We start from the raw sequence: 24,267 nt of genomic DNA, 5'->3' as shown, positions 1-24,267 counted from the left end.
GCTTCTTTTTCGCGAGAGGGCAGGAGTGATCCGCGGCGATCGGGGGTGCCACCCCGGTCGCCGCCTTTGTCTTCAGGAGAGTCGAAATCCGTTTTCGAGCAGGGTGAACGCCTCCTCGATCAGCTCCTCGACCGGCCCGCCGCCGGCCACCGACTCCTGCACGGCCGAGACGGCCGCGCCGAAGGTGGCGACGACGAGGAGCCTGGCGTGCAAGGCGCCGGTGACGCCGGGACGGCTCCTGACGGCGCCCAGCAGGCTCTCCAGCAGCTTCGTCTCGTCGGCGGCCCTGGCCTTGGCGGCCAGCTCGGGGTAGCGGTTGCGCAGCTCCATGAACGGCTTGAGGTCGGCCATGACCGGCCGCAGCCGCTGCGCGAGCGCACGCGCCACGACCTTGAGCGACTGGAAGGCGGGCTCGTCCGCGGGCCTGGCGCTGAGCAGCTCGATGAACTCCTCGGGCGTCCACAGCGGCACGGGGGCGAGCGCCTCCTCCTTGGAGGCGAAGTAGTTGAAGAAGGTGCGCGGCGAGATGTCGGCCGCCGCGCTGATGGCCTCGACGGTGGCGGCTTCGAGCCCCTGGTCGAGCGCGATGCGGACGGCGGCGTTCCTGATCGCCTGCCGCTTTTCGGCTCGGCGGCGCTCGCGCCGCTCCTGCGGACTCTCCATGCTTTGCACTATATGCATCTTTTGCAGACTCTGCAAGTCATGCAGGTCATGCAAAGAATGCATGCCGTGTAATCCGTACAGACCCTGCAAAAACCAAAGCGCCCGCCACAGGGGCGGGCGCTTCAGAAGAGGCGGGCTCAGACGAGCGGACGCGCGGTCGGCAGGATCGGGTACGGCAGCGCCGTGTCGCCCGTGAGGTACCGGTCCACGCCGGAGGCGGCGGAGCGCCCCTCGGCGATGGCCCACACGATGAGCGACTGGCCGCGCCCCATGTCACCGGCCACGAAGACGCCGTCGACCTTCGACATGTACGTCTTGTCGCGCGCCACGTTGCCCCTGGCGTCGAAGAAGCCGTCACCGGCGACCTCGGCCAGGTCCTGCAGCAGCGGGCCCTTCTCCGGCCCCAGGAAGCCCATGGAGAGCGTGACCAGCTCGGCCGGGATCTCCCGCTCGGTGCCGGGGATGGGCTTGAACCCGGTCTGCGGCCCCTCGACCTCGACCAGGCGCAGCGCCCGCACGTTGCCGTCCTCGTCGCCGACGAACTCGGTGGTGGAGACCGCGTACATGCGCTCTCCGCCCTCCTTGGCCAGCTCCTCGTGGGCGCTCTCCATCTTGAACAGCATCGGGTACGTCGGCCACGGCTGGCTGGCCGGCCGCGTGGCGGGCGGCTGCGGCATGATCTCCAGCTGGGTGACCGACTTGGCGCCCTGGCGGATGGCGGTGCCGATGCAGTCGGCGCCGGTGTCGCCGCCGCCGATCACGACGACGTGCTTGCCCTCGGCCGAGACGGGCGAGACGGGGAAGTCGCCCTCCTGGACCTTGTTGGACAGCGGCAGGTACTCCATCGCCTGGTAGATGCCCTTGAGCTCGCGCCCCGGCACCGGCAGGTCGCGCCACTGGGTGGCGCCGCCGGACAGCACCACGGCGTCGAACTGCTCGCGCAGCTCGGCGGCGGTGATGTCGACGCCGACGTTGACGCCGGTGCGGAACTCGGTGCCCTCGGCCCGCATCTGCTCCAGGCGGCGGTCGATGTGCCGCTTCTCCATCTTGAACTCGGGGATGCCGTAGCGCAGCAGGCCGCCGATGCGGTCGGCCCGCTCGAACACCACCACGTCATGCCCGGCCCTGGTGAGCTGCTGGGCGGCGGCCAGACCGGCCGGTCCCGAGCCGACGACCGCGACCTTCTTGCCGGTCTTGACGGCCGGCGGCTGCGGCCGCACCCACCCCTCGGCGAACGCGCGGTCGATGATCTCGACCTCGACCCGCTTGATCGTCACCGGGTCGGAGTTGATGCCGAGCACGCACGCCGCCTCACACGGAGCCGGGCAGAGCCGGCCGGTGAACTCGGGGAAGTTGTTGGTGGCGTGCAGCCGCTCGATCGCCTCGCGCCAGTCGGTGCGATAGACCAGGTCGTTCCACTCGGGGATGAGGTTGCCCAGCGGGCAGCCGTTGTGGCAGAACGGGATGCCGCAGTCCATGCAGCGGGCCGCCTGCTTGGTCAGCTTCTCGCGGGGGAAGTCCTCGTAGACCTCCCGCCAGTCGCTGATGCGGACGTCGACGGGACGGCGCGCCGGCAGCTCCCGCTCGTGCGTGAGGAAACCCTTCGGGTCAGCCATTCGGTACGCCTCCCTTAACCCTGAACCGCGGCCGCCATGACGGCCTCGTCGATGTCCCTGCCCTCGATGCGCGCGGCCTCGGCGGCCTCGAGCACCCGCTTGTAGTCGGTCGGCATGATCTTGCCGAACCTGGCCAGCGCCGCGTCCCAGTCGGCCAGCAGCTGCTTGGCGACCGGCGAGCCGGTCTCCGCGAAGTGCTTCTCGACGGTCTCCTTGAGGAACTCGGCGTCCGCCTCGGTGAGCTCCTCGATGGCGACCATCTCGCGGTTGACCCGCTCGGGCTTGAGGTCCAGCAGGTACGCGATGCCGCCCGACATGCCGGCCGCGAAGTTGCGCCCGGTGGGTCCGAGCACCACGGCCCGGCCGCCGGTCATGTACTCGCAGCCGTGGTCGCCGACGCCTTCGACGACGGCCGTGGCGCCGGAGTTGCGCACGCAGAACCGCTCGCCCACGACGCCGCGGATGAACACCTCGCCGGAGGTGGCGCCGTAGAGGGCGACGTTGCCGGCGATGATGTGGCCGTCGAGCGGCGCCTCCTCGTGCGGCCTGACGATGATGCGCCCGCCGGACAGCCCCTTGCCGACGTAGTCGTTGGCGTCGCCGGTCAGCCGCAGCGTGATCCCGCGCGGCACGAACGCGCCGAACGAGTTGCCCGCCGAGCCGGTGAAGGAGATGTCGATGGTGTTGTCGGGCAGCCCCTTGCCGCCGTGCCGCTTGGTCACCTGGTAGCCGAGCATGGTGCCGACCGTGCGGTTGACGTTGCGGATGGGCAGCTCCAGCGTGACCGGGGTGCCGTCGTCGATGGCGCCCTCGGCGAGCTGGATGAGCGTGTTGTCGAGCGCGTGCTCCAGCCCGTGGTCCTGCTCGACGACCTTGCGCAGCGCGGTGCCCGCGGGCAGCTCGGGCTTGTGCAGGATCGGCGACAGGTCGAGGCCGTTCGCCTTCCAGTGCTCCTCGGCCGCGGTGGTGTCGAGCATCTCGACGTGGCCGATCGCCTCGTCGAGCGAGCGGAAGCCCAGCTCGGCCAGGTATTCGCGGATCTCCTCGGCGATGAACTCGAAGAAGTTGACCACGAACTCCGGCTTGCCGGTGAAGCGCTTGCGCAGCTCGGGGTTCTGCGTGGCCACGCCCACCGGGCAGGTGTCGAGGTGGCAGACCCGCATCATGACGCAGCCGGAGACGACCAGCGGCGCGGTGGCGAAGCCGTACTCCTCGGCGCCGAGCAGCGCCGCGATGACGACGTCGCGGCCGGTCTTGAGCTGGCCGTCCACCTGCACCACGATGCGGTCGCGCAGGCCGTTGAGCAGCAGCGTCTGCTGGGTCTCCGCCAGGCCGAGCTCCCAGGGGGCGCCGGCGTGCTTGAGCGAGGTCAGCGGCGATGCGCCGGTGCCGCCGTCGTGGCCGGAGATGAGCACCACGTCGGCGTGCGCCTTCGACACGCCGGCCGCGACCGTGCCGACACCGACCTCGGCGACCAGCTTCACGTGGACCCGAGACTCCGGGTTGGCGTTCTTCAGGTCGTGGATGAGCTGGGCGAGGTCCTCGATCGAGTAGATGTCGTGGTGCGGCGGCGGCGAGATGAGGCCGACGCCGGGCGTGGAGTGGCGGGTCTTCGCGATCCACGGGTAGACCTTGTGGCCGGGAAGCTGGCCGCCCTCGCCGGGCTTGGCGCCCTGCGCCATCTTGATCTGCAGGTCGTCGGCGTTGACCAGGTATTCGGAGGTGACGCCGAAGCGTCCCGAGGCGACCTGCTTGATCGCCGACCTGCGGGCCGGGTCGTACAGGCGCTCGGGCTCCTCGCCGCCCTCACCGGTGTTGGACTTGCCGCCGAGCCGGTTCATCGCGATGGCGAGCGTCTCGTGGGCCTCCCTGGAGATGGAGCCGTACGACATCGCGCCGGTGGAGAACCGCTTGACGATGCTCTCGACGGGCTCGACCTCCTCGATGGGGATCGACTTGCCCTTGCGGAGCTTGAACAGGCCGCGCAGGGTCATCAGCCGCTCCGACTGGGAGTCCACGAGCCTCGTGTACTCCTTGAAGATCTCGTAGCGGCGGGTCCTGGTGGCGTGCTGCAGCTTGAAGACGGTCTCGGGGTTGAACAGGTGCGGCTCGCCCTCGCGCCGCCACTGGTACTCGCCGCCGACCTGGAGCCTGCGGTGCGGGTTCTCCACCCGCGGGTAGGCGTGGCGGTGACGCTGGGCGACCTCCTCGGCCAGCACGTCGAAGCCGACGCCGCCGAGGCGCGAGGTGGTGCCGGTGAAGCAGGAGTCGATGACCTCCTGGCTCAGGCCGAGCGCCTCGAAGATCTGCGCGCCGGTGTAGGAGGCCACCGTGGACACGCCCATCTTCGACATGATCTTGATGACGCCCTTGCCGTACGCCTTGATCAGGTTGCGCACGGCCTTGTGCTTGTCGACCTTGAGCGCCCCGCTGTCGACCAGGTCCTCGATGGTCTCGATGGCGAGGTACGGGTTGATCGCGGCGGCACCGTAGCCGATCAGCAGCGCCATGTGGTGGCACTCGCGGGCCTCGCCGGTCTCGATGACCAGGCCGATCTTGGTGCGGGTCTTCTCCTGGATGAGGTGGTGGTGCACCGCGCCCGTCAGCAGCAGTGACGGGATGGGCGCCAGCGTGTCGTTGGAGCCGCGGTCGCTCAGCACGATGATGCGGGCGCCGTCGGCGATCGCCCTGGACGCCTCGGCCCTGATCTCCTCCAGCCGCCGCAGCAGCGCCTGGCCGCCGCCGGCGACCTCGTACAGGCCGCTGATGACGTACGGGTGGAAGCCCGGCAGGTCGTGCTCGTCGTTGATGTGGATGATCTTGGCGAGCTCGTCGTTGTCGATCACCGGGTACGGCAGCACGAGCTGGCGGCAGGAGCTCGGCCCCGGGTCGAGCAGGTTGCCCTCAGGCCCGAGCGTGCTGGCCAGCGAGGTGACCAGCTCTTCCCTGATGGCGTCCAGCGGCGGGTTGGTGACCTGCGCGAACAGCTGGGTGAAGTAGTCGAACAGCAGCCGCGGCTTCTCGCTCAGCACGGCCACGGGCGTGTCGGTGCCCATGGAGCCGATCGGCTCCTGGCCGGTGCGCGCCATCGGCGACAGGATGATGCGCAGCTCCTCTTCGGTGTAGCCGAAGGTCTGCTGCCGCTTGACGAGCGCCTCGTGCGTGGGGATCTCCCGCTGGCGGGCGGGCAGCTCTTCGAAGCGGACGAGCCCGGCGTGCAGCCAGTCGGCGTACGGCTGCTCGGCGGCGAGCTCCGCCTTGATCTCGTCGTCCTCGATGATCTTGCCACGGGCGGTGTCGATGAGGAACATCCGGCCCGGCTGCAGGCGGCCCTTGCGGACGACGTCCTCAGGGGCGATGTCCAGCACGCCGGCCTCGGAGGCCAGCACGACCAGGCCGTCGGCGGTCACCCAGAAACGACCGGGGCGCAGGCCGTTACGGTCGAGCACGGCGCCCGCGACGGTGCCGTCGGTGAACGTGATCGAGGCGGGGCCGTCCCATGCCTCCATCATCGTGGAGTGGAACTCGTAGAACGCGCGCCGCGCGGGGTCCATCTCCGTGTGGTTCTCCCACGCCTCGGGGATCATCATGAGCACGGCGTGAGGGAGGCTGCGGCCGCCCATGTGGAGCAGCTCGAGCGCTTCGTCGAAGCTGGCGGTGTCGCTGCCATCCGGGTCACAGATGGGGAAAAGTCGCGAAATATCGCCCGGGATGTGGGCAGAGGCCAGCATCGCCTCGCGCGCCCGCATCCAGTTGCGATTGCCCTTGACCGTGTTGATCTCGCCGTTGTGGGCGATGAAGCGGTAGGGGTGGGCCAGCGGCCAGCTCGGGAACGTGTTGGTGGAGAAGCGCGAGTGCACCAGCGCGATCGCCGTCTTGTAACGCTCGTCGCTCAGGTCGGGGAAGAACGGCTCGACCTGCTCGGGCGTCAGCATGCCCTTGTAGACGATCGTCCGCGAGGACAGCGAGGGGAAGTACACCTTCGCCTCGTGCTCGGCCCGCTTGCGCAGGCAGAACGCCAGCCGGTCGAGGTCGAGCCCGGAACGACCGCCCGGGTCGGCCACGAACAGCTGCGCGAAGTGGGGCATCACAGCCCGCGCGCTCGGACCCGGCAGATCGCGGTCGACGGGCAGCTCCCGCCAGCCGAGCACGGTCAGGCCCTCCTCGGCCGCGATCTCCTCGATCAGGCGGACGGCGGCCGCCCTGGCCTCGTCCTCGACCGGAAGGAAGGCGATGCCGGCCGCGTACGAACCGGCTTCGGGCAGTGTGAACGGCACACTGGCCCGGAAGAACTCATCGGGGATCTGCGTGAGGATACCGGCTCCGTCGCCGGTGTCAGGCTCGCTACCCTTGGCCCCCCGGTGATCGAGATTGCACAACGCCGTCAGCGCCTTGACCACAATGCCGTGATCACGCCGTCCCGCGACGTCGGCGACCATGGCGACACCGCAGGCGTCATGCTCGTTGGCGGGGTGGTAAAGACCCTGAGGCTCGGGGAACCCGAGGCGGGCAGCAGGCATTGAATCCCTCCCGTCGTCTTTCGTCTGTCTGGAACCGCTGTACAGGCGAGGGACGACGTTGGCCCTGCTGCATATCGTGGGTAGAGGTTACCTCACCCTGCCGGAATGGTGCCCGCCGCGTCCGTATTGCGAACATTTGGGCAGGTCCCGGCATCCGAACTTCCCATCCCAAACCCCGGACACCTGGCGCGGAATTCCCGCTGTAGACGGCGATCCCGGCGAGCGGGATCGAGTCCTCCCCCGGCCCCTTGAGGCCGGCACACGCTACCCCAGCCCGCGCCCCTGGCCCGGCTCCACGCGCGCCTTCCCCACCTCCACCCGCACCAGCCTCCGGACGCGCTTACTCCACACCTCCACATCCACCCCCACGAGCCCATGGGTGCGCTCCTCCCCCGGCGCCTCCGTCTTCGCCCGCACGGCCCCCACACCCCGGTCTCCCTGACCAGCGCCCACCCTCACCAGCGACATCGACGACCTGGCCGCAAGCGGGCGGCGTCAGGCGAGATCTTGGGGCCGCGGCACCGATAGGGTTCGCTCATGGAGCGCGACGGGGTGGAACGGCTGCTCACCGAGGCCGGGGCCGACAGCAGGCGGCTGCGGCACGCCCTGGCCCTGCTGTGCGACGGCCAGTGGTGGACGCTGCCCGACCTGGTCAGGGAGACCGCGACGTCACGGCGTACCATCGAGGCCCTGCTCGGAGAGCTGGTCCTGGAGCGCGACGGCGACCGGATGCGGGTCCCGCCCATCGACACCCCCGCCTATCAGGACCTCATCGCGGTCGCGCCGCCTCCTGAGGACCCGGTCGCGCACCTCGTCCCCCATTACGCCCACGTGCTCGACCGCCTCACCGGCCTCGTCGCCAAGGCGCCGCGCGCCCGCCACGTGCTCGACCACGTCTCCGCGACGCCCGGCACCGTGCTGCGGCGGGCGCTGCTGCTCGGTGCCCGGTTCTGGCTGCCCGGCGCGCGGCTGCTGTGCGTGGGCGACCACGACCTCACCTCGCTGGCCGTCAAGCTGGTGCATCCCGAGACGGACGTGACGGTGGTGGACGTCGACGAGCGCATCCTGGCCTACATCGACGAGCAGCGGCTGGGGGTCCGTACGCGCTGGGCCGACCTGCGGCTCGGCCTGCCGGCCTCGGCACGCGACCACGACCTGGCGCTCACCGATCCCCCGTACACGCCGGAGGGCATCGGCCTGTTCGTGGCGCGCGCGGTGGAGGGGCTGCGCGAGGACGGGCGGGTACTGCTGGCGTACGGGGCGAGCGAGCGTACGCCGATGCTGGCGTTCAAGGTCCAGCAGGAGCTGACCGAGCTGAACCTCGCCTACGAGGCCATCTATCCCGACTTCAACCGGTATCTCGGGGCGGAGGCCATCGGCTCGGCCGCCGACCTGTACATCCTGCGTCCCACCAGCAAGACCCGCCCCGCTGTGCAGTCACGCCTGTCACGCCAGTCCACGGCCATCTACACGCAGGGGCCGCAGGCGGTCGAAAGCGCGGGTCCGTCCGTGGCCCCGGCCGAGGCGCTCGCGGACTTCGAGCCGGACCTGCTGGTCGGCGAGTGGCCCAAGGAGCTCTCCCAGCCCCGGGTCAGGCTCTCGACGTGGCTCGCCAAGCCCTACGCCGCCACGCCGTCCCGGGTGGCCGTCGCCGTGCCGCCCGGCCTGGAGGCGGCGCTTGCGCGCCTGCTGCTGGCCACGCGCGCGGAGCACGTCCGCGTCGTCGGCTCGGCTCTGCCGCCTCTCCCCGAGGTTCTCACCACCGTGTACGAGGTGCGCAACGCGAGCGAGACGGCCTTCGACGCCGTACGACGCCCTCAGCCCACCGGCGAGGCCGAGACGGTGCTGCGCAGGATCCTCGACAATGGGCACGGCAAGCTCGCCAACTCCTGGCGCGAGGGCCTGATCGCGGTCGCCCGGGCCCAGGGCACGACGCTCACCAAGAACGAGGCCCGCGCCCTGATCCGCGAGGCCGCCGGCTGGTCGGAGGGGCTGACCCCGATCGAGGCGCCCCTGCACCGGCTGTCCGCCCTGCCGTCCGCCGTTCAGACGACGGTGACCGCGCTCACCAGCACGACTTGACCACGCGTCAGATGCGGCTCCGAACCAGACGTCAGGTGGCCGCCACGATACGGCTCCGGGCCAGACGTCAGGTGGCCGCCACGATACGGCTCCGGGCCAGGCGTCAGGTGGCCGCCACGATGCGATCCTGGACCACCCGTCCCAGGCCGTCGAGCGCGATGAGTGCGGTGACCAGGTCCTGTGCGGACGCCTTGCCGCCCACCCAGCTCACCGTCACGTAGTGCCCCATGGCCCGGACCTGGGCGCTGCTGCCTTTGACGTCGAACGGGATGTCCTGCCGTACGAACGCGTCCTGGCGCAGCGCCGCCACCAGCGCGTCGGCCGCCTTGCCGTCGGCGAGGTTGAAGATGACGAACTGGCCGGCCAGGGAACCGCCCTTGTACGTCGCCCGCAGCGCCTGCGTGCACCCCTCGGCCGAGGCGCCCACGAGGAGTTCGGAGCAGTCGGTGAACGCGTCCGCCGCGACCCGCTTCAGGGTCCCCAGGGTCTCGGACGAGGCGGGGAAGACCTCATCGGGGGTGAGCGGCGCGGCGTCGCTCTGACGGCTGTCGATGGCCGCGTAAAAGGCGGAGGTGGACTCGGCACGCAGGGCGGACGGGCGCGGTGTCTCGGCCCCGAACCACAGCCACCCGGCCACGCCGAGGCCCACGACCAGCACAAGGGCCGCCACGGACAGAAGCACACGCCTGGACATCAGGACGACGGCCCCGTGATCGACACGACCCGGCGGTAGACCGCCTTCTCGGCGCCGCGCAGGGCGAGGGTGAGCGTGACGTAGTCGTCCTTCGCGGTGGGCTCGGCGCCGTCCACCCGGCCCAGCCACACCAGGCCGACGTAGTGGCCGAGCGCGTAACCGCCCGCCTCGGAGTAGCCGCCGGGCGGGAAGACGGCCTTGCCGGACGACAGCGGCTGCACCCAGCCGCCCCGATAGAGCACCTTCAGCTGCTCCACCAGCTCGCCCGCCGACTCGGCGTCCTCAAGGTTGAGCAGCGTGTACTGGCCCACGTAGCGGCCGTCGGAGCTGAGATACAGGCCGCGGGCGGTCTGGGTGCAGCCCGCGTCCTCCGCCAGTTGCAGCAACTCCTCCCCCTGCAACGCCTGCGTACAGTCGCTGTCGAGCTTCTTGGCGGCGAGCTTCAGCTTGAGCTTCTTGGAGACGGTCAGCTCCTTCTGGCTGAACACCTCCTTCTCCGTCAGCGGCTTGGCGTCCTTCGCGCGCTCCGCCACGGGGTCGAACAGCTTGGGCGACTCCCAGCCGTGGAACACCGCGGGCAGCACCGCGTCCGGCGCGAGCACCGCCGCCGTGGCCTGCCTCTCCGGCTGGTACGTCCCCAGCGACCTGACCACGGACACGAACCCGACCCCGGCCGCGATCACCCCGACCACCGTCGCGATGATCACCAGCAGCCGCTGACGCTCCGGCGGCATGCCCATCTCGGTGAGCACCGGGAACTGCCAGTCGGACCGCGGCGTCCTCCGCCGCTTGCGCGACGCCGCCTTGCCATCATCCAGACCGCCGTCCCGCCCGTCGGGCCGTGCACTGGCGTCCGACCGCCCATCAGGCCGAGCGCCGGCACCCGGCCGCCCATCGGATCGAGCGCCCGCGCCCGACCGCCCATCGGCGCGAGGAGCCGCGTCCGGCCACTCATCGGACTGAGAGCCGGCGTCCGACCGCCGCCCGGCGCGAGGACCCGCGTCCGGCCACTCATCGGACTGAGAGCCGGCGTTCGGCCCCTCGGCGCCGTCATCCCGCGTACGCCCGCCGCTCCCGGGCCGACCGGCCGCCCGCTTACGGCTCGCGACGATCCCGCCCGGCGGCATGCCCAGGCCGAGCTCGTCCTCCGGTCCAGCCGAAATACCGGATCCGCTCTCCGCCCGCGACCCGGCCTCGGACTCCTCATCGGACCGCTTGCCGCCGCCCTTGCCCCGGCCACGCCCCAGCAGCCCCAAACGCCGCCGCTGCGAACCACCCTCGTCCGCGCCGGGGTCGGCGCTCCAGAAGTCCTCGTCGCCGTCGTCCGCAGCCCAGCCGCCGTCGCCCGAGGCGTCGGCCCGGCTCTGACCCTTGCCGCGGCCCCGGCCATCACTCTCAGCAGCAGCCCGACGACGGTCCTTATCACGACCGGCCCTTCGGCGGCCGTCAGGGTCACCGGCAGCGTGGCCAAGCCCCGCCTCGCCAGCATCCCCGACGGGCTCAGCCTCGGCGCCCCGGCCACGACCAGCGCCCTCGCCAAGGTGACGGTCGCCGCGACCGGCAGCCCGACGGCCACCACCCTCGGCACCGGCCCGTCCCCGGCGGCCCCCATCGGGGGCAGCGTGGCCGAGGCCGACGCCCTCGGCTTCATCGGGACCACCATGGCCTTCAGCCCGAGCGCGACCATCAGGCTGAGCTGCTCCCCAGCCCTGGTCGTCACGGCCCGTGGCTGACCGGCCGCTGTCGCCGCTCGCGCGCCGTCGGCCTCGACCGGCAGCACGCCCACCGTCCTCGGGCGTGGCAGCCGAACGGTCACCGCCCGCGAACCCGTCGCCCTCATCGGCGACCGACCGCCGCCCCCGACCATACGCGGCGCGCCCATCACCGTCCGGCCCGGCCGCCGGCCACTCACCACTGGCGGCAGACCCGGCCACCGGCCACTCACCGCTGACAGCCGATGCAGCCGACGACCGCTCCCCACCAGAAGACGGCCTGCCCACCGGCCACTCACCACTGGCAGACGGCCGACCAGCCGGCCACTCACCACTCGCGGGAGACCCGGCCACCGGCCACTCACCACTGACAGCCGATGCAGCCGACGACCGCTCCCCACCAGAAGACGGCCTGCCTGCCGGCCACTCACCGCTAGCGGACGGCCTGCCTGCCGGCCACTCTCCGCTGGCAGGCTGGGCGCCCTGCTCGGCTCGGCGAGCAGCCCTGCGCCCGAGCCGACCGCGCGCGGAACGCCTGGACGGCTCACCCTCGGATCGGCCCTCAGCACCCGATCCCCAGACGTCGCCCGAGCCCGTTACCGCCTGACCGGCTCCCGTTGCCGCCTGACCGCCCTCGTCACCGGACGCCGACGGCCTGCCGCTCTCGGCCGCCTGCCAGCCGCCGCTCCGGGTCCCGGCACCGTGCCTCCCGGGGTCCGTCCCAGCGGCCGACCAGACATCGCCGGCCGTTCCGTCACCCGTCGCGGGCCACCCACCGGCGTCCGTGCCCGTGTCGGCAGACCGGCCGTGACGACGCGAGCGCCGCCCCGCCGAACGTCCTCTCCTGCCGCCCTCGGCCTCCGCCTCCGGCACCGCGTCACCGGCCGGGCGACCGCTCCCAGGCTCACCGCCGTCTCCAGCGGAACGCCCCTCGCCGATGAACCAACTACCAGTGCCAGGCCGGCTGCCACCCGAGGCACCAAGGTCACCGACACCCCACCCGCCGGTCCCCGACCGACCATCACCGGCAGCCCAGCCACCGGTGCCCGATCGACCGTCACCAGCGGACCAGCCTCCGGTATTCGAGCGCTCCTCATCCGCGGCCCAGCCACCAGTGTCCGACCTGCGGTCCCTGGAACGCCGGCCACCGGCGCCCGAGCGATCGTCCTCACCGGCAGGCCAGCCACCCGTACTCGTCCGGCCATCACCCGCAGCCCAGCCGCCTGTACCCGACGGGGCATCACCCGCGGACCAACCGCCGGTCCCCGACCGGCCATCACCTACGGGCCAGCCGCCAGTGCCGGAGCGACCGTCGGCGGCACGCCCGCCGCCCGCACCCGAGCGGCCGTCATCACCAGCAGCCCAGCCACCCGTACTCGACCGACCATCACCGGCAGCCCAACCGCCAGTCCCCGACAGGCCATCACCCGCGGGCCAACCACCGGTGCCTGCCTGGTCACCCGCCGCGGACCAGCCGCCCGTACCCGACAGGCCGCCATCGGCAGGCCAGCCACCCGTGCCTGACCGGCCGTCGCCGGCGGGCCAGCCGCCCGTGCCGGAGCGGCCGTCGTCGATGGGCTGAGGGCCGGTCGGCGGTTGAGGGCTTCCGGCAGCACGCCGGCTGCGGCGGCGGCTCCGGCCACGGCTCTCTCCGAACGCCTGCCCACCATCAGGCCCCACGTCATAGCCGTCGTAACCGCCCGCACCGCTGTCATGGCCGCCGGGCGTCCCGTCGCCGTGATCCCCGCGGGCCCCACGGCCGCCGAGCCTGCCGCGTGCACCGCCCGAACCACCAGGTGCAGCGCTCGGCCAGTCGCCGTCCGCGCCGCCCCCGGCAACGCCACCGACGCCGCCACCCGCGCCATCGTCGAAGAAGCCGCCGGTAGAGCCGCTGACGGCGCCGTCACGTCGTCCGGCGGCGGGGACGTCCGCGCCGGGCCGGCCACGCCCGCCGACCCCGGCACCAGCCCCGTAATCAGCACCGGCTCCATACTCAGGCCCAGATCCAGGCCCGGTTCCGTAGTCAGCCCCGTACGCAGGCCCAGCCCCGGTCCTGGTCCCGGTTCCGTAGTCAGACCCGTACTCGGGCCCGGTCCCGGTCTCGGTCCCGTAGTCAGACCCGTACTCGGGCCCCGCTCCGGCCCCGTACTCAGGCCTCACCCCGGACCCGTATTCGGAGCCGGGCTCGAATTCGGCCCCGGAGCCAGGCGGGGTGCGGCGGGTGCGGCGGGAGCGGCCGGTGCCGTCGCCGCCGGAGCGGCCGGAGCCCGGGGTGCCGCGTCGGCGGGCCATCACAGCCCCGCCGCCCCGATGGCGTTGCCGACGGAGAAGGTGACCGCCGCCGCCACCGCCCCGACGAGCAGTTGCCGCAGCCCGGAGTACCACCAGGTGCGGGCGGTCACCGCCGACACCAGCGCACCGGCGGCGAACAGCGCGCAGCAGGACACCGCGGCCGAGATCACCAGCTCGCGCGCCCCGAACAGGTACGGCAGCAGCGGCAGCGCCGCCCCCACCGCGAACGACAGAAACGACGAGACGGCGGCCACGACCGGCGACGGCAGCTCCCCGGGCACCACGCCGAGCTCGTTACGCGAGTGCACCTCTAGCGCGCGTTCGGGGTTCTGCGAGATCTGGCGGGCGACCTCGGCGGCCAGGTCGGGCGCCACGCCCTTGTCCACGAAGGTCTGCGCCAGCTCTGCCTGCTCGTCCTCGGGATGGTGGGCCAGCTCGCGCTGCTCTGCGGCGATCTCGGCCTGGGCGAGCTCGCGCTGGCTGGCGACGGAGACGTATTCGCCGCCCGCCATGGACAGGGCTCCCGCGGCCAGCCCGGCGACGCCGCCGAGCGCGACGACCCTCGGGTTGGCGGTGCCGCCCGCCACGCCTGCGATGAGCGCGAAGTTCGACACCAGGCCGTCCATCGCGCCGAACACCGAGGGCCGTAGCCACCCTCCGGTGACGTCGCGATGGGCGTGGTGGGCCTCCGCGCGTTCGCTCATCGAGTGTTCTTCTCCTTCGTCACCGTCTCGGCCTCGGCGGGCCCCGCCTGCTCACCCTCCTCCTGGCCGCCTGAGGTGACGCCCTCGGGCTGCGCAGGCTCGGCGGCGGCCTCCGGTTGCGCGTCACCGGACGGCGTGTCCGCGCCATCGCCGGACGCGGAGTCACCGGCCGTGGACCCGCCGGCCGTGGACCCGCCGGACGCGGACCCGCCGGACGCGGACCCACCGGACGCGGACCCACCGGACGCGGACTCGTCCGCCTGCGCCGAGGACTCGCCGGCACCGGGGTCGGCCTGGCCCGCGCCGTGGGCCGGATCGACCGCCTCGCCGTCGGAGCCGGACTCGGGCACGACGACGATCTCCTCGCCGGTCTTGCCGCGCGTGGCGAAGAAGTACACCAGCGCGAGCACGAACAGCACGATCGAGGTCCACTGGTTGATGCGCAGCCCCAGGAACATGACCGCGTGGTCGACCCCGCCGACGGGGTCGATGCGCAGCCCCTCGATCCAGAAGCGGCCGAGCGTGTAGCCCGCGACGTAGAGGGCGAACAGCCGGCCGTGGTGCAGCGCGAAGCGGCGGCCGGCGAAGATGAGCGCGAAGCCGAGCGCGACGTCCCACAGCGACTCGTACAGGAACGTCGGGTGGTAGAGGACGCCGGGCTCGCCGCCGTGGTCGACGTCGATCTCCAGGCCCCAGGGCAGGGTGGTCGGCGAGCCGTAGAGCTCCTGGTTGAACCAGTTTCCCCAGCGGCCGATGGCCTGCGCGAAGGCGATGCCGGGCGCGACCGTGTCGGCGACGGCGCTCATGGACAGGCCGCGCTTGCGTACGGCCAGCCAGACGCCGAGCGCGCCCAGCGAGATGGCGCCCCAGATGCCGAGGCCGCCCTCCCAGATGAACAGCGCCTGGTAAGGCTCCTTGATCGCCCGGCTGCCGAAGTAGGTCTGCCAGTCGGTGATGACGTGGTAGAGCCGGCCACCGATGAGGCCGAAGATGACCGCGGGAACCGCGATGTCCACGATCGTCCCCGCCTGGCCGCCGCGGGCGCGCCAGCGCCGCTCGCTCAGCCAGACGGCGACGATGACGCCGAGCACGATGCAAAGCGCATAAGCCCGGATCGGGATGATTCCGAGATGCCAGACCCCTTCTGAAGGGCTGGGAATCGAGGCTAGGGGCATGTCAGGTGAGGGTAGCGGAAGCGGGCCTACTTGGCCGCCTCGGTAATCTCTTCACGCAGCTGAGAAGGAGTGAACAGTACCTGATTGTCGATTTCTGTTCCGTTCAATTTCACTGTCGGCGTGTGGTCGAGCTTCTGCTCGTCACTGACCTTCTTGCTGTACGAGAGCTGCGCGTCGGCGTTCTTGTTGCTGGTCACGCACTGGTCGAACCCGGGCGTGTCGACCCCCGCCTCCTTGCCCCACTCCTTGAGCTGGTCGGGCAGGAAGCCCTCTTCGGTCTCGGGCGGCTGGTTCTTGAAGAGCAGGTCGTGGAAGGCCAGCCACTGCTTGCCGTCGGCGATGCAGCGGATGGCGCTGCCGGCGCGCACGGAGTTGGCCCTGGTCGGGTCCTGAGAGAAGATCGTGATCGGGTGGTAGACGACCTTGGCCTTGCCCTCGGCGGCGAGGTTCTTGAAGGTCTGGCCGCTGACGCGCTCCAGCTCCTTGCAGGCCGGGCACTGGAAGTCCTCGTAGATGTCGACGACGGGCGAGGTGACGCCGTTCTGGGCCATCACGACGCTGCCGTCGGACTGCACGGTGATCGGCGCGACGGTGCCGAGCGCCTCCTCAGAGCGCGACTGGCTGGCGGTGTACCACCAGCCGAGGCCGACGGCGGCGATGGCGACCACGCTCGCGGTCGTGTACGTCACGATGCGCCGCCGCTTCTCGCGGGCCCGCTGGGCGGCCTGCTGTGCTTTGATCTTTTCGCGCGCCGACTGCGCCTTCGTCTTGGTGCGCTCGCCTTTGCTCATTGTTCGTCCTCCCCCTCATCAACACCATTGTCGCCCCCGAGGCCGAGAGCTCCGTCGAGCGCGAAACGGCCCGGCGGGAAGCGCACAGTCCACGCGCCGAGCAGCACGAGGCCGAAGTCGCGCAGGATGTCGAGCAGGTAGGTCGGCTCCTGTCCGGCACCCAGCTGGCCACCACCGCCGAAGCAGCCGCAGTCGATCCGCAGGCCGTGCGCCCACGCCCAGGCGATGCCGAAGACGAACGCGAACATCAGCAGCGCGGCGATCACCGCGGCCACCCTGGTCAGCAGACCGACGACGAGCAGCACGCCGACCACGATCTCCACGATGGGCAGCGCGTAGCCCACCGCGATGGCGACCGACTCCGGCAGCAACTGGTAAGCCTTGACCGCGACCACGGAGTCGGCCGGGTTGCCGATCTTCAGCGCACCCGCGACGATCAGCACCCCGCCCAGAACCAGCCGGGCGACGGTCGTCACCCAGGGTATCGCCGTTCTCGCCCACGGTGACGATTGAGACGCGGCCACGAGTCCTCTCCTCTTTTCTCTGCGCCGGAATGCGCACAGTACCCGGTCCCATCCGATCACGTCTGGGATAAGCGTCAGCTAAGCGCGTATCCCGCCGCTGACCTGGGAGGGTCTTCGCAATAAGCCATCAATCGGACAAAGTGGAAGGCCTGCGTTCCGATACATATTCAGGCGTGCCTCGGCGAGTTTCGCGCCCCGAGCGCGGTCCGGCGGCAGGCGTCCGCACGCCCGAGCCCCGTCCCGCTCCGCGCGCCTCTGCGCGGCGCCCGAGCCCGGCCAGGCGCACGCATCCACAGCACACCGAGGCGGACCGGCGGCACGCCCACGACGACGCGCCGGCGCGCGCCCCGAGGCGGCCGATGAGACCGGACGGCTAGCGGCTGCGGACGCCCTTGGCCATGTCGCGGGCCAGCGCGGCGATGGACTCGCGCCCAGCGGCCTCGTCGGGCGCGTCGAGCATGCGGCGGATGAACGCCGAGCCCACGATCACGCCGTCGGCGTACGCGGCGACCTCGGCCGCCTGGGCGCCGGTGCCGACGCCGAGGCCCACGCACACGGGCAGCTCGGTGTGGGCGCGGGTGCGCTCGACCAGGCCCTTGGCGGCGGAGTTGACGGTCTCTCTGGCGCCGGTGACGCCCATGAGCGAGGCGGCGTAGACGAAGCCGGTGCAGCAGTCGACCACGGCCTTGATGCGCTGCTCGGTGGAGCTGGGCGCGACCAGGAACACCGTGTCGATGCCGGCCGCCGCGGAGGCCGCGCGCCACGGCTCGGACTCCTCGGGCGTCAGGTCGGGCGTGATCGTGCCGACGCCGCCCGCGTTGGCGAGGTCGCGCGCGAAGCGGTCGGCGCCGTACTTGTCGATCGGGTTCCAGTACGTCATGACGAGCGTCGCGGCTCCGGTGGCGGCCACACCCTCGACGGTGCGCATGACGTCGGCGATGCGGGTGCCGTTGGTCAGCGACCGGTGCACGGCGTCCTGGATGGTCGGCCCGTCCATGAGCGGGTCGGAGTAGGGCAGGCCGATCTCGATGACGTCGCAGCCGGCCTCCACCAGGGCCGCGGCGGCGGCGATGGCGCCGTCTTTCGACGGGAAGCCCGCGGGCAGGTAGCCGACGAGCGCGGCCCGGTTGTCCGCCTTCGCCTTGGCGAAGACCGTCTGAAGAGTCGTCATGTCTGTCCGTTTCGAAGGTCTAGTCCCACCATGATGCCCTGCTCCGCGCCCGGTTCGAAGCCTCTCAGGACGTCGTGTCGAGGGCGCGGGCGTCCGCGGGCCGGCGGTGTCACAGGTTGAAATACTTCATGGCGGTGCCCATGTCCTTGTCGCCGCGCCCGGAGAGGTTGACCAGGATGATCGCCTCGGGGCCGAGCTCGCGGCCCAGCTCGAGCGCGCCCGCGAGCGCGTGGGAGGACTCGATGGCCGGGATGATGCCTTCGGTCCTGGCCAGCAGCGAGAACGCGGCCATCGCCTGATCGTCGGTGATGCCGTGGTAGGTGGCGCGGCCGGAGTCCTTCAGCCAGGCGTGCTCGGGGCCGACACCCGGGTAGTCGAGGCCGGCGGAGATCGAGTGGGACTCGATGGTCTGGCCTTCGTCGTCCTGCAGGACGTAGGTGCGCGAGCCGTGCAGCACGCCCACCGAGCCGGCGGTGAGGGTGAGCGCGTGCTCGCCGCTCTCCAGGCCACGCCCCGCGGCCTCGTAGCCGTGGAGCTGCACGCCCTCGTCGCCGATGAACGCGTGGAAGGCGCCGATGGCGTTGCTGCCGCCGCCGACCGCGGCGCACACCGCGTCGGGCAGCCGGCCGGTCAGCTCCAGCATCTGGCGGCGCGCCTCGACGCCGATGATGCGGGCGAAGTCGCGCACGATCTCGGGGAACGGGTGCGGGCCCGCGACGGTGCCGAACAGGTAGTGGGTGGTGTCGACGTTGGTCACCCAGTCGCGGAACGCCTCGTTGATGGCGTCCTTCAGGGTCTGGGAGCCGTTCTTGACCGGCACGACGGTGGCGCCGAGCAGCTTCATCCGCGCCACGTTGAGCGCCTGGCGCTCGCAGTCGACGGCGCCCATGTAGATGGTGCACTCCAGGCCCATCAGGGCGGCGGCGGTGGCGGTGGCCACGCCGTGCTGGCCCGCGCCGGTCTCGGCGATGACCCGCTTCTTCCCCAGCCGCTTGGTCAGCAGCGCCTGGCCCAGCACGTTGTTGATCTTGTGGGCGCCGGTGTGGGTGAGGTCTTCGCGCTTGAGGATGATGCGGGCGCCGCCGGCGTGCTCGCTGAACCGCGGCACCTCGGTCAGCGTGGTCGGGCGGCCCGCGTAGGTGCGCAGCAGGTGGTCGAACTCCTTGATGAACTGCGCGTCGTTCTTGGCCTTCTCGTAGACCGCGGCCACCTCGTCGAGCGCCGGGATCAGCGCCTCGGGCACGTATCGGCCGCCGAAGATGCCGAACTTGCCGTGCACATCGGGGTCGTCGCCGTGCGCGCCGTTGCCCGCCAGGTCGGCGGCGGTCAGAATGGTGCCTTCGTTTGCCACTGCTATCCCTCTGTCGAGTGGTCGGGGCGCGTCGACGGATGTGCACCGGCGGTCACCAGCGCCTCCACTGCCTTGCGCGGGTCCTTGCCGGTGACCAGGCTCTCCCCCACCAGGACGGCGTCGGCGCCGGACCTGGCGTAGGCGAGCAGGTCGTGCGGACCGCGCACGCCCGACTCTGCGATCTTGATCACATTATCGGGGATCTTAGGCGCGATCTTCGCGAAGACATCGCGGTCGACCTCGAGTGTCTTGAGATTTCTCGCGTTGACCCCGATGACCCGCGCGCCGGCCGCCACGGCCCGCTCGAGCTCCTCCTCGGTGTGCACCTCGACCAGCGGGGTCAGACCGATGGACTCGGCACGCTCGATGAGCGACACCAGCGCCTCCTGCTCGAGGCAGACGACCATGAGCAGCGCCAGGTCGGCGCCGTAGGCGCGGGCCTCCCAGAGCTGATAGGAGGTCAGGATGAAGTCTTTACGCAGGATCGGGATGTCGACACGGGCACGGACGGCCGCGAGGTCGTCGAGGCTGCCGCCGAACTTGCGCCGCTCGGTCAGCACGCTGATGACGTGGGCACCGCCCGCTTCGTAGTCGGCCGCCAGCGCGGCCGGATCGGCGATCGCGGCGAGCGCGCCCTTCGACGGGCTGGAACGCTTCACCTCGGCGATCACCGAGACCCGATCGCCCCCGAGCGCGGCCATGGCGTCTCTGGGCGGCTGCGCACGCTCGGCTCGCCGCTTGAGCTCGTCGATAGAGACGGCCTGCTGACGGGCGGCGAGGTCGGCGCGCACCCCGTCGAGGATGTCGTCGAGGACACTCGGCCCTTCCGTCCGCTCACTCACGCGCTTGAGGTCCCTCCGGTCGGCTGTAAGGGGGTGGCGGAGAGTTCGCGTCGCGTCCGCTCTCTGCCTTGTCCTGCGATGGTATCGGCCTCTGCGGGGCGCGCTCACCACCGGTCCCCGCCTAGGGGGCGAGGAACGCCCCGAAAGGCAGATTACGGACTACCCAGTAGACCATGACGACGGCGATGAACGCCCACAGCCACGCCGGGTGAGGCACGGCCGTGCTCGGCGGCCTGCCCTGCCACGCGCGCACGACCCAGCGCACCCACCAGAACAGCAGGATCGGCATCATCGCCACGAACAGCGGGTTGAGGCCGAGCGCGGCGACGGGGTCGAGGTGGGCGAGCGCGTGCATGGTGCGCAGCGTGCCGCACCCCGGGCAGTAGAGGCCGGTGAGCCACAGGAACGGGCAGGTCGGGTAGTGGCCGGGCTCGTTGGGGTCGACCAGCCCCGCGACCGCGAAGGCCGCGGCCGTGACGGCCGCGACGCCGAGCGGCGCAAGCAGCGCTCTCATACGCCGCGCGCGCGGCCGCTCGATGGTCGCGAAACTCATGCCCCCGATGTCCGCCTTCCCGGTCGGCCCGTGCCGCGTGGCCGGGTCAGTAGTCGTAGGTGGTGCTGGCGGCTCCGGCCAGCCCGACCAACGACAGCAGGATACCGCCGAGGAAGATCCAGGTGAGCACCCAGATCACGACGGTGATGTAGGACGTGACCAGGCCGCCGATGGCCAGGGCCGAGCCCTCTTCGCCGTTGCGTTTGATCCGGTTGAGCGCGATGTGGCCGCAGATCACGCCGGGGATGCTGGTGAGCCCGCAGAAGACCAGGCCGATGATGCCGAGGACGAGCGAGGCCACCGCCATGCCGTTGGTCGGGCGCTGCGGCTGGCCGTAGTAGGCCTGCTGCTGGTCGTAGCCGCCGTAGCCCGGCGGCTGGGCGCTGTAGCCGCCGCTCGCGGGCATCTGGCCGTAGCTGAGGTCCTGCGGGTAGCTGGGCGGCTGCTGTCCATAGCCGCCGCTCGGCTGCTGCTGACCGTAGCCGCCGCTGCCGGGCTGCTGACCGTAACCTCCACCGCTCGGGGGCTGCTGGCCATAGCCGCCGCCGCTGGGAGGCTGCTGGCCGTACCCGCCACCTCCGCTCGGCGGCTGCTGGCCGTAACCACCGCTGGAGGCCTGCTGTCCATAGCCTCCGTCGTAGCCGGGCTGCTGCCCGTAGCCGCCGCCGGGCGGCTGCGCGCCGTAGCCGCCGCTACCGCTCTGATCCCCGTAGCTCATGAGCTGGCTCCTCAATCGTTCGTGGCGAGTTGGTACGGCAGCTTAGTGAGGATTTCTTTGCCAAGAAGACAAGGATTCAGAACAGTGGAGGTTTCGTCAGCGCCGCGAGTCAGCGGCCTTCGGTGGGGTCGTCGCCCCTGTCGAGCGCGTCCCACAGCGCCCGATCGTCGCTGACCTGCGCCTTCGCCTCGCCGTCCGGTCCCTTGGCGCGGTCGTAGCGCGCGGACATGCCCGCCCAGCGACCGCCGCGCACGATCGCGGTGATCCCGCCCGCGAGCATCAGCAGCGCGCCCGCCGCGGCTACGGCGGGCCACAGCGGCGCGGCCTCCCAGGGCACGCCCGAGGCGCCGTGGAGCACGTTGCGCTCGCTCAGCCAGCCGGTGACGTTGCCGCCGTCGATCGCCGCCCAGGTCGCCGCCGCCACGCCCGCGCCGCACAGGGCGAGCACCGCGCCGACGACGCGCCTGCCGGTGCCCCTGGTGGCGAGCACGGCCACCACGCCGGCCAGCCCGGCCAGCGCCACGGGCGTGAGCGCCGGGCTCAGATCGCCGCCGGTGGGCCCGGTGGTCACGCCCGCCGCGCCGTCCTGAAGCACCCGCACCCACTCGCGGCCGGCGGCGAGCAGCACCAGCAGGCAGCCCAGGGCGGTGGCGACGACCCAGATCGACAGCTCCCGCTTGTCGCTGCGCATGGTGCTAGCCGATCGCGATCTCGAGCTCGTCGGCGTCGAAGCAGGTGCGGTCGCCGGTGTGGCAGGCTCCGCCCACCTGGTCCACCTTGACCAGGACGGTGTCGCCGTCGCAGTCGAGCGCCACCGACTTCACGTGCTGGACGTTGCCCGAGGTGGCGCCCTTGACCCACAGCTCCTGGCGGCTGCGCGACCAGTAGGTGGCCTTGCCGGTGGTGAGCGTCCGGTGCAGGGCCTCGTCGTTCATCCAGGCCAGCATGAGCACCTCGCCGGTGTCGTACTGCTGGGTGATCGCGGGCACCAGGCCGTCGGAGTTGCGCTTCAACCGCGCGGCGATCTTGGGATCGAGGGACATGCTGCCATTCAACCAGGCCGCCCGCGCGCCCCGGCCGTCAGGCGAGCGCCTCGGGCAGGGTGTCGTAGATCGGGAACAGCGGCGCCAGGTTGGTGCGCCTGAGCCGGCGCAGCACCAGGCCGTCGGGGGCGACGAGGGCCATGGTGCGGCCGCGCTCGCGCAGCGAGGCGAGCAGGCGTACCAGCACCCCCAGACCCGTGGTGTCGATGAACGTCAGCCCCGTCAGATCGACCACGAGCCGCGGCTCGTTCGTCGCGACCGCCTCATCCAGACATTTCCGCACTTGGGAGACGTTGTCGACGTCCATCTCCCCCGACAACCTCACCACCACCGAGCCCCCGTGATCGTGTCGCGACATCTCCAGCACATCCACGCCCATGTTCCTCATGACCCCTCCCGTGGGCGGCTCCGCCGAAAACGTACACCCGTCCGCCTCGCATCACGGTGGGTTTTGCTGAGAATGCGGTACGTGATCACATCCGTGCGAGTACCTTCTGACCCGACCTTCGCGTGCTAGGGAGGACAGGATCGTGGTGCACGTCGCGGGCTCCGTCCTGGACCCGGATCTGGGCGACCATGTCTGCCTGCCGTTCGACGGCGAGCGCGAGCGGATGACGGTCACCCGGGTCTTCACCGTGAACGGCCTGCTCCGCCGCGTCAAAGTAGTGATCATGACGCACACCGACACCCCCGAGCGCACGCGCACCTGGCTGGCGCCGCTGGTGCCGGGGTTCGCCGAGGCCGAGTCGGCCGGCCGGATCGAGATCCTGGCCTGCGCCGACACCCACTTCACCGACGGCTTACTCGATCCGGCGCGGCTGCGCACGGGCCTCGCCGCCGCCCGCGACCGCGCCGGAGGACACGGCGTGTACGCGCTGGTCGACGCCTCCTGGGGCCTCGGCGACGCGCCGGGGCACGCGGCGTTCGAGGCGGCCGTCAACGAGCTGTTCGGCGAGGGCTGGCTGGCGGCGGTCTGCCAGTACGACCGCGGCGTCTTCCCCCGCGACGCCCTGGAGGAGGCGGCGGCCGTGCACCCGATCTCCCCCGAGCAGGCGCTGCTGCGCTTCGCCCGCGCCGGGTCCGGGCTGCGGGTGTGGGGCGATGTGGACCTGACCAACCGCCCGGCGTTCGCCTCCCTGCTGCGGCCCCTGGTCAGGCAGCCGGGCGAGGTCGTGATCGACGCGGGCGGGCTCGGCTTCATCGACGCGGGCTCGGCCCAGCTGCTCGCCACCACGGCGATGGCCAGGCCGCGCGGCACGACGACGGTGATCTGCCGCGCCCCCATGGCGCGGGTGCTGCGGCTGATCGGCGCGGACCAGCATCTCGCCGTACGGCGGGCCGACGATGACTAGCCAGGCGCTCCGCACCAGCTTCGCCCGCGGCCGCATCACGCTCCTGCGCAGGACCGTCACCGAGCACGCCAGGCGGCACGGGCTGACCGGCGGCCGCCTCGAGGACTTCGTGCTGGCGGTCAACGAGGTCGCCACGAACGCCGTGCTGCACGGCGGCGGCCACGGCCGGCTGCGGATGTGGTCGCACGGCGGCCGCCTGTGGTGCGAGGTCAGCGACGAGGGGCCGGGGCTGCCCGCCGGGTGGATGGGCGACGGCCGGCCGCCGGAGCGGCTCGACCACCGCGGGCGCGGGCTGTGGCTGACCGGCATGCTGTGCGACCAGGTCATGATCGTCTCAGGGCCGGCGGGGACGACCGTGACGTTCGCCGCCCTCTGCGACTGAAGCCCGCCAGGCCCGCGAACCCCGCCCGTAGCGACGCGCGGCGGGCGGGCGCGCTCCCGAGGCGACGCGGCTCGGCCTGCGA

21 protein-coding genes are annotated in these 24,267 nt (G+C 71.6%); 4 read left to right on the top strand and 17 right to left on the bottom strand.

What is annotated here, in order from left to right:
• Positions 1-72: 72 nt before the first annotated feature.
• From ACFMQL_RS28180 to gltB, 3 genes are all read right to left on the bottom strand, one after another.
• Entirely contained in the window at positions 73-663 is a 591-nt protein-coding gene (locus tag ACFMQL_RS28180) for a TetR/AcrR family transcriptional regulator (protein ID WP_364054647.1), read from the bottom strand.
• Between the two features lie 137 nt (positions 664-800).
• A complete protein-coding gene (locus tag ACFMQL_RS28175; protein ID WP_364054650.1) occupies positions 801-2,279 on the bottom strand; it encodes a glutamate synthase subunit beta in 1,479 nt (492 codons plus the stop codon).
• Positions 2,280-2,293: 14 nt separating this feature from the next.
• Positions 2,294-6,799, bottom strand: a complete 4,506-nt coding sequence (gene gltB / locus ACFMQL_RS28170; protein WP_378787820.1) for a glutamate synthase large subunit — start codon at positions 6,797-6,799, stop codon at positions 2,294-2,296.
• A gap of 537 nt (positions 6,800-7,336) precedes the next feature.
• Here gltB and ACFMQL_RS28165 point away from each other — a divergent pair.
• Positions 7,337-8,881, top strand: a complete 1,545-nt coding sequence (locus tag ACFMQL_RS28165) for a bis-aminopropyl spermidine synthase family protein (RefSeq protein ID WP_364054656.1) — start codon at positions 7,337-7,339, stop codon at positions 8,879-8,881.
• Positions 8,882-8,984: 103 nt separating this feature from the next.
• Here ACFMQL_RS28165 and ACFMQL_RS28160 read toward each other — a convergent pair whose 3' ends face one another.
• Together ACFMQL_RS28160 and ACFMQL_RS28155 are read right to left on the bottom strand one after the other, a co-directional pair.
• A complete protein-coding gene (locus ACFMQL_RS28160; protein ID WP_364054659.1) occupies positions 8,985-9,551 on the bottom strand; it encodes a hypothetical protein in 567 nt (188 codons plus the stop codon).
• A 23-nt stretch (positions 9,552-9,574) separates the two neighbouring features.
• Positions 9,575-10,327, bottom strand: a complete 753-nt coding sequence (locus ACFMQL_RS28155; protein WP_364054662.1) for a hypothetical protein — start codon at positions 10,325-10,327, stop codon at positions 9,575-9,577.
• Between the two features lie 711 nt (positions 10,328-11,038).
• On the opposite strand from ACFMQL_RS28155, the gene ACFMQL_RS28150 reads away from it, so the two are divergent.
• Positions 11,039-11,308, top strand: a complete 270-nt coding sequence (locus tag ACFMQL_RS28150; RefSeq protein ID WP_378787819.1) for a hypothetical protein — start codon at positions 11,039-11,041, stop codon at positions 11,306-11,308.
• A gap of 2,270 nt (positions 11,309-13,578) precedes the next feature.
• On the opposite strand, the gene ACFMQL_RS28145 is transcribed toward ACFMQL_RS28150, so the two are convergent.
• The 12 genes from ACFMQL_RS28145 to ACFMQL_RS28090 form a co-directional block, all read right to left on the bottom strand.
• A complete protein-coding gene (locus ACFMQL_RS28145; RefSeq protein ID WP_364054668.1) occupies positions 13,579-14,283 on the bottom strand; it encodes a VIT1/CCC1 transporter family protein in 705 nt (234 codons plus the stop codon).
• The gene (gene lgt / locus ACFMQL_RS28140; protein ID WP_378787817.1) at positions 14,280-15,458 is read right to left on the bottom strand and encodes a prolipoprotein diacylglyceryl transferase; all 1,179 of its coding nucleotides are present in this window, start codon (positions 15,456-15,458) and stop codon (positions 14,280-14,282) included. The genes ACFMQL_RS28145 and lgt overlap by 4 nt, the downstream gene beginning before the upstream one ends.
• A 26-nt stretch (positions 15,459-15,484) precedes the next feature.
• Positions 15,485-16,249: a DsbA family protein gene (locus ACFMQL_RS28135; RefSeq protein WP_364054674.1), complete on the bottom strand. Its 765-nt coding sequence runs from the start codon at positions 16,247-16,249 to the stop codon at positions 15,485-15,487.
• A complete protein-coding gene (locus ACFMQL_RS28130) occupies positions 16,246-16,725 on the bottom strand; it encodes a MauE/DoxX family redox-associated membrane protein (RefSeq protein WP_364054677.1) in 480 nt (159 codons plus the stop codon). The genes ACFMQL_RS28135 and ACFMQL_RS28130 overlap by 4 nt, the downstream gene beginning before the upstream one ends.
• A 421-nt stretch (positions 16,726-17,146) precedes the next feature.
• Positions 17,147-17,944 (bottom strand): tryptophan synthase subunit alpha, encoded by a 798-nt coding sequence (gene trpA / locus ACFMQL_RS28125; protein ID WP_364054680.1) that lies wholly within the window; start codon positions 17,942-17,944, stop codon positions 17,147-17,149.
• A 109-nt stretch (positions 17,945-18,053) separates the two neighbouring features.
• The gene (trpB, locus tag ACFMQL_RS28120; protein WP_378790216.1) at positions 18,054-19,274 is read right to left on the bottom strand and encodes a tryptophan synthase subunit beta; all 1,221 of its coding nucleotides are present in this window, start codon (positions 19,272-19,274) and stop codon (positions 18,054-18,056) included.
• Between the two features lie 23 nt (positions 19,275-19,297).
• Positions 19,298-20,137 (bottom strand): indole-3-glycerol phosphate synthase TrpC, encoded by an 840-nt coding sequence (trpC, locus tag ACFMQL_RS28115; protein ID WP_364054683.1) that lies wholly within the window; start codon positions 20,135-20,137, stop codon positions 19,298-19,300.
• Positions 20,138-20,258: 121 nt separating this feature from the next.
• Positions 20,259-20,690, bottom strand: a complete 432-nt coding sequence (locus ACFMQL_RS28110; RefSeq protein ID WP_364054686.1) for a DUF2752 domain-containing protein — start codon at positions 20,688-20,690, stop codon at positions 20,259-20,261.
• Positions 20,691-20,736: 46 nt separating this feature from the next.
• Positions 20,737-21,408 carry a DUF4190 domain-containing protein gene (locus tag ACFMQL_RS28105; RefSeq protein WP_364054689.1) on the bottom strand — a complete coding sequence of 224 codons (672 nt, stop codon included), beginning with the start codon at positions 21,406-21,408 and terminating at the stop codon, positions 20,737-20,739.
• 109 nt (positions 21,409-21,517) lie between these two features.
• Positions 21,518-22,099: a Trp biosynthesis-associated membrane protein gene (locus ACFMQL_RS28100; RefSeq protein WP_364054692.1), complete on the bottom strand. Its 582-nt coding sequence runs from the start codon at positions 22,097-22,099 to the stop codon at positions 21,518-21,520.
• Positions 22,100-22,103: 4 nt separating this feature from the next.
• Complete coding sequence (gene hisI / locus ACFMQL_RS28095) at positions 22,104-22,451, bottom strand: phosphoribosyl-AMP cyclohydrolase (RefSeq protein ID WP_378787813.1); 348 nt, start codon at positions 22,449-22,451, stop codon at positions 22,104-22,106.
• 37 nt (positions 22,452-22,488) lie between these two features.
• On the bottom strand, positions 22,489-22,839 hold the full coding sequence (locus ACFMQL_RS28090; RefSeq protein WP_364054698.1) for an STAS domain-containing protein: 351 nt from the start codon (positions 22,837-22,839) through the stop codon (positions 22,489-22,491).
• Between the two features lie 142 nt (positions 22,840-22,981).
• Between ACFMQL_RS28090 and ACFMQL_RS28085 the strand changes: the two genes are divergently transcribed.
• Together ACFMQL_RS28085 and ACFMQL_RS28080 are read left to right on the top strand one after the other, a co-directional pair.
• Complete coding sequence (locus tag ACFMQL_RS28085; protein WP_364054700.1) at positions 22,982-23,803, top strand: MEDS domain-containing protein; 822 nt, start codon at positions 22,982-22,984, stop codon at positions 23,801-23,803.
• Positions 23,796-24,185 carry an ATP-binding protein gene (locus ACFMQL_RS28080; protein ID WP_364054702.1) on the top strand — a complete coding sequence of 130 codons (390 nt, stop codon included), beginning with the start codon at positions 23,796-23,798 and terminating at the stop codon, positions 24,183-24,185. Before ACFMQL_RS28085 ends, ACFMQL_RS28080 begins: the two co-directional genes overlap by 8 nt.
• Positions 24,186-24,267: the final 82 nt, after the last annotated feature.

The sequence above is a fragment of the Nonomuraea fastidiosa genome (assembly GCF_042751225.1).
GTDB lineage: Bacteria > Actinomycetota > Actinomycetes > Streptosporangiales > Streptosporangiaceae > Nonomuraea > Nonomuraea fastidiosa.
The sequence above is the reverse complement of the archived record's forward strand: the minus strand, read 5'-3'. Positions and strand labels throughout refer to the sequence as shown.

Bases quoted from the DNA above. Each gene is read 5' to 3' on its own strand.
- ACFMQL_RS28180 (WP_364054647.1), bottom strand. From the start codon at position 663: ATGGAGAGTCCGCAGGAGCGGCGCGAGCGCCGCCGAGCCGAAAAGCGG.
- ACFMQL_RS28175 (WP_364054650.1), bottom strand. From the start codon at position 2,279: ATGGCTGACCCGAAGGGTTTCCTCACGCACGAGCGGGAGCTGCCGGCG.
- gltB (WP_378787820.1), bottom strand. From the start codon at position 6,799: ATGCCTGCTGCCCGCCTCGGGTTCCCCGAGCCTCAGGGTCTTTACCAC.
- ACFMQL_RS28165 (WP_364054656.1), top strand. From the start codon at position 7,337: ATGGAGCGCGACGGGGTGGAACGGCTGCTCACCGAGGCCGGGGCCGAC.
- ACFMQL_RS28145 (WP_364054668.1), bottom strand. From the start codon at position 14,283: ATGAGCGAACGCGCGGAGGCCCACCACGCCCATCGCGACGTCACCGGA.
- lgt (WP_378787817.1), bottom strand. From the start codon at position 15,458: ATGCCCCTAGCCTCGATTCCCAGCCCTTCAGAAGGGGTCTGGCATCTC.
- ACFMQL_RS28135 (WP_364054674.1), bottom strand. From the start codon at position 16,249: ATGAGCAAAGGCGAGCGCACCAAGACGAAGGCGCAGTCGGCGCGCGAA.
- trpA (WP_364054680.1), bottom strand. From the start codon at position 17,944: ATGACGACTCTTCAGACGGTCTTCGCCAAGGCGAAGGCGGACAACCGG.
- ACFMQL_RS28110 (WP_364054686.1), bottom strand. From the start codon at position 20,690: ATGAGTTTCGCGACCATCGAGCGGCCGCGCGCGCGGCGTATGAGAGCG.
- ACFMQL_RS28105 (WP_364054689.1), bottom strand. From the start codon at position 21,408: ATGAGCTACGGGGATCAGAGCGGTAGCGGCGGCTACGGCGCGCAGCCG.
- ACFMQL_RS28100 (WP_364054692.1), bottom strand. From the start codon at position 22,099: ATGCGCAGCGACAAGCGGGAGCTGTCGATCTGGGTCGTCGCCACCGCC.
- hisI (WP_378787813.1), bottom strand. From the start codon at position 22,451: ATGTCCCTCGATCCCAAGATCGCCGCGCGGTTGAAGCGCAACTCCGAC.
- ACFMQL_RS28090 (WP_364054698.1), bottom strand. From the start codon at position 22,839: ATGAGGAACATGGGCGTGGATGTGCTGGAGATGTCGCGACACGATCAC.
- ACFMQL_RS28080 (WP_364054702.1), top strand. From the start codon at position 23,796: ATGACTAGCCAGGCGCTCCGCACCAGCTTCGCCCGCGGCCGCATCACG.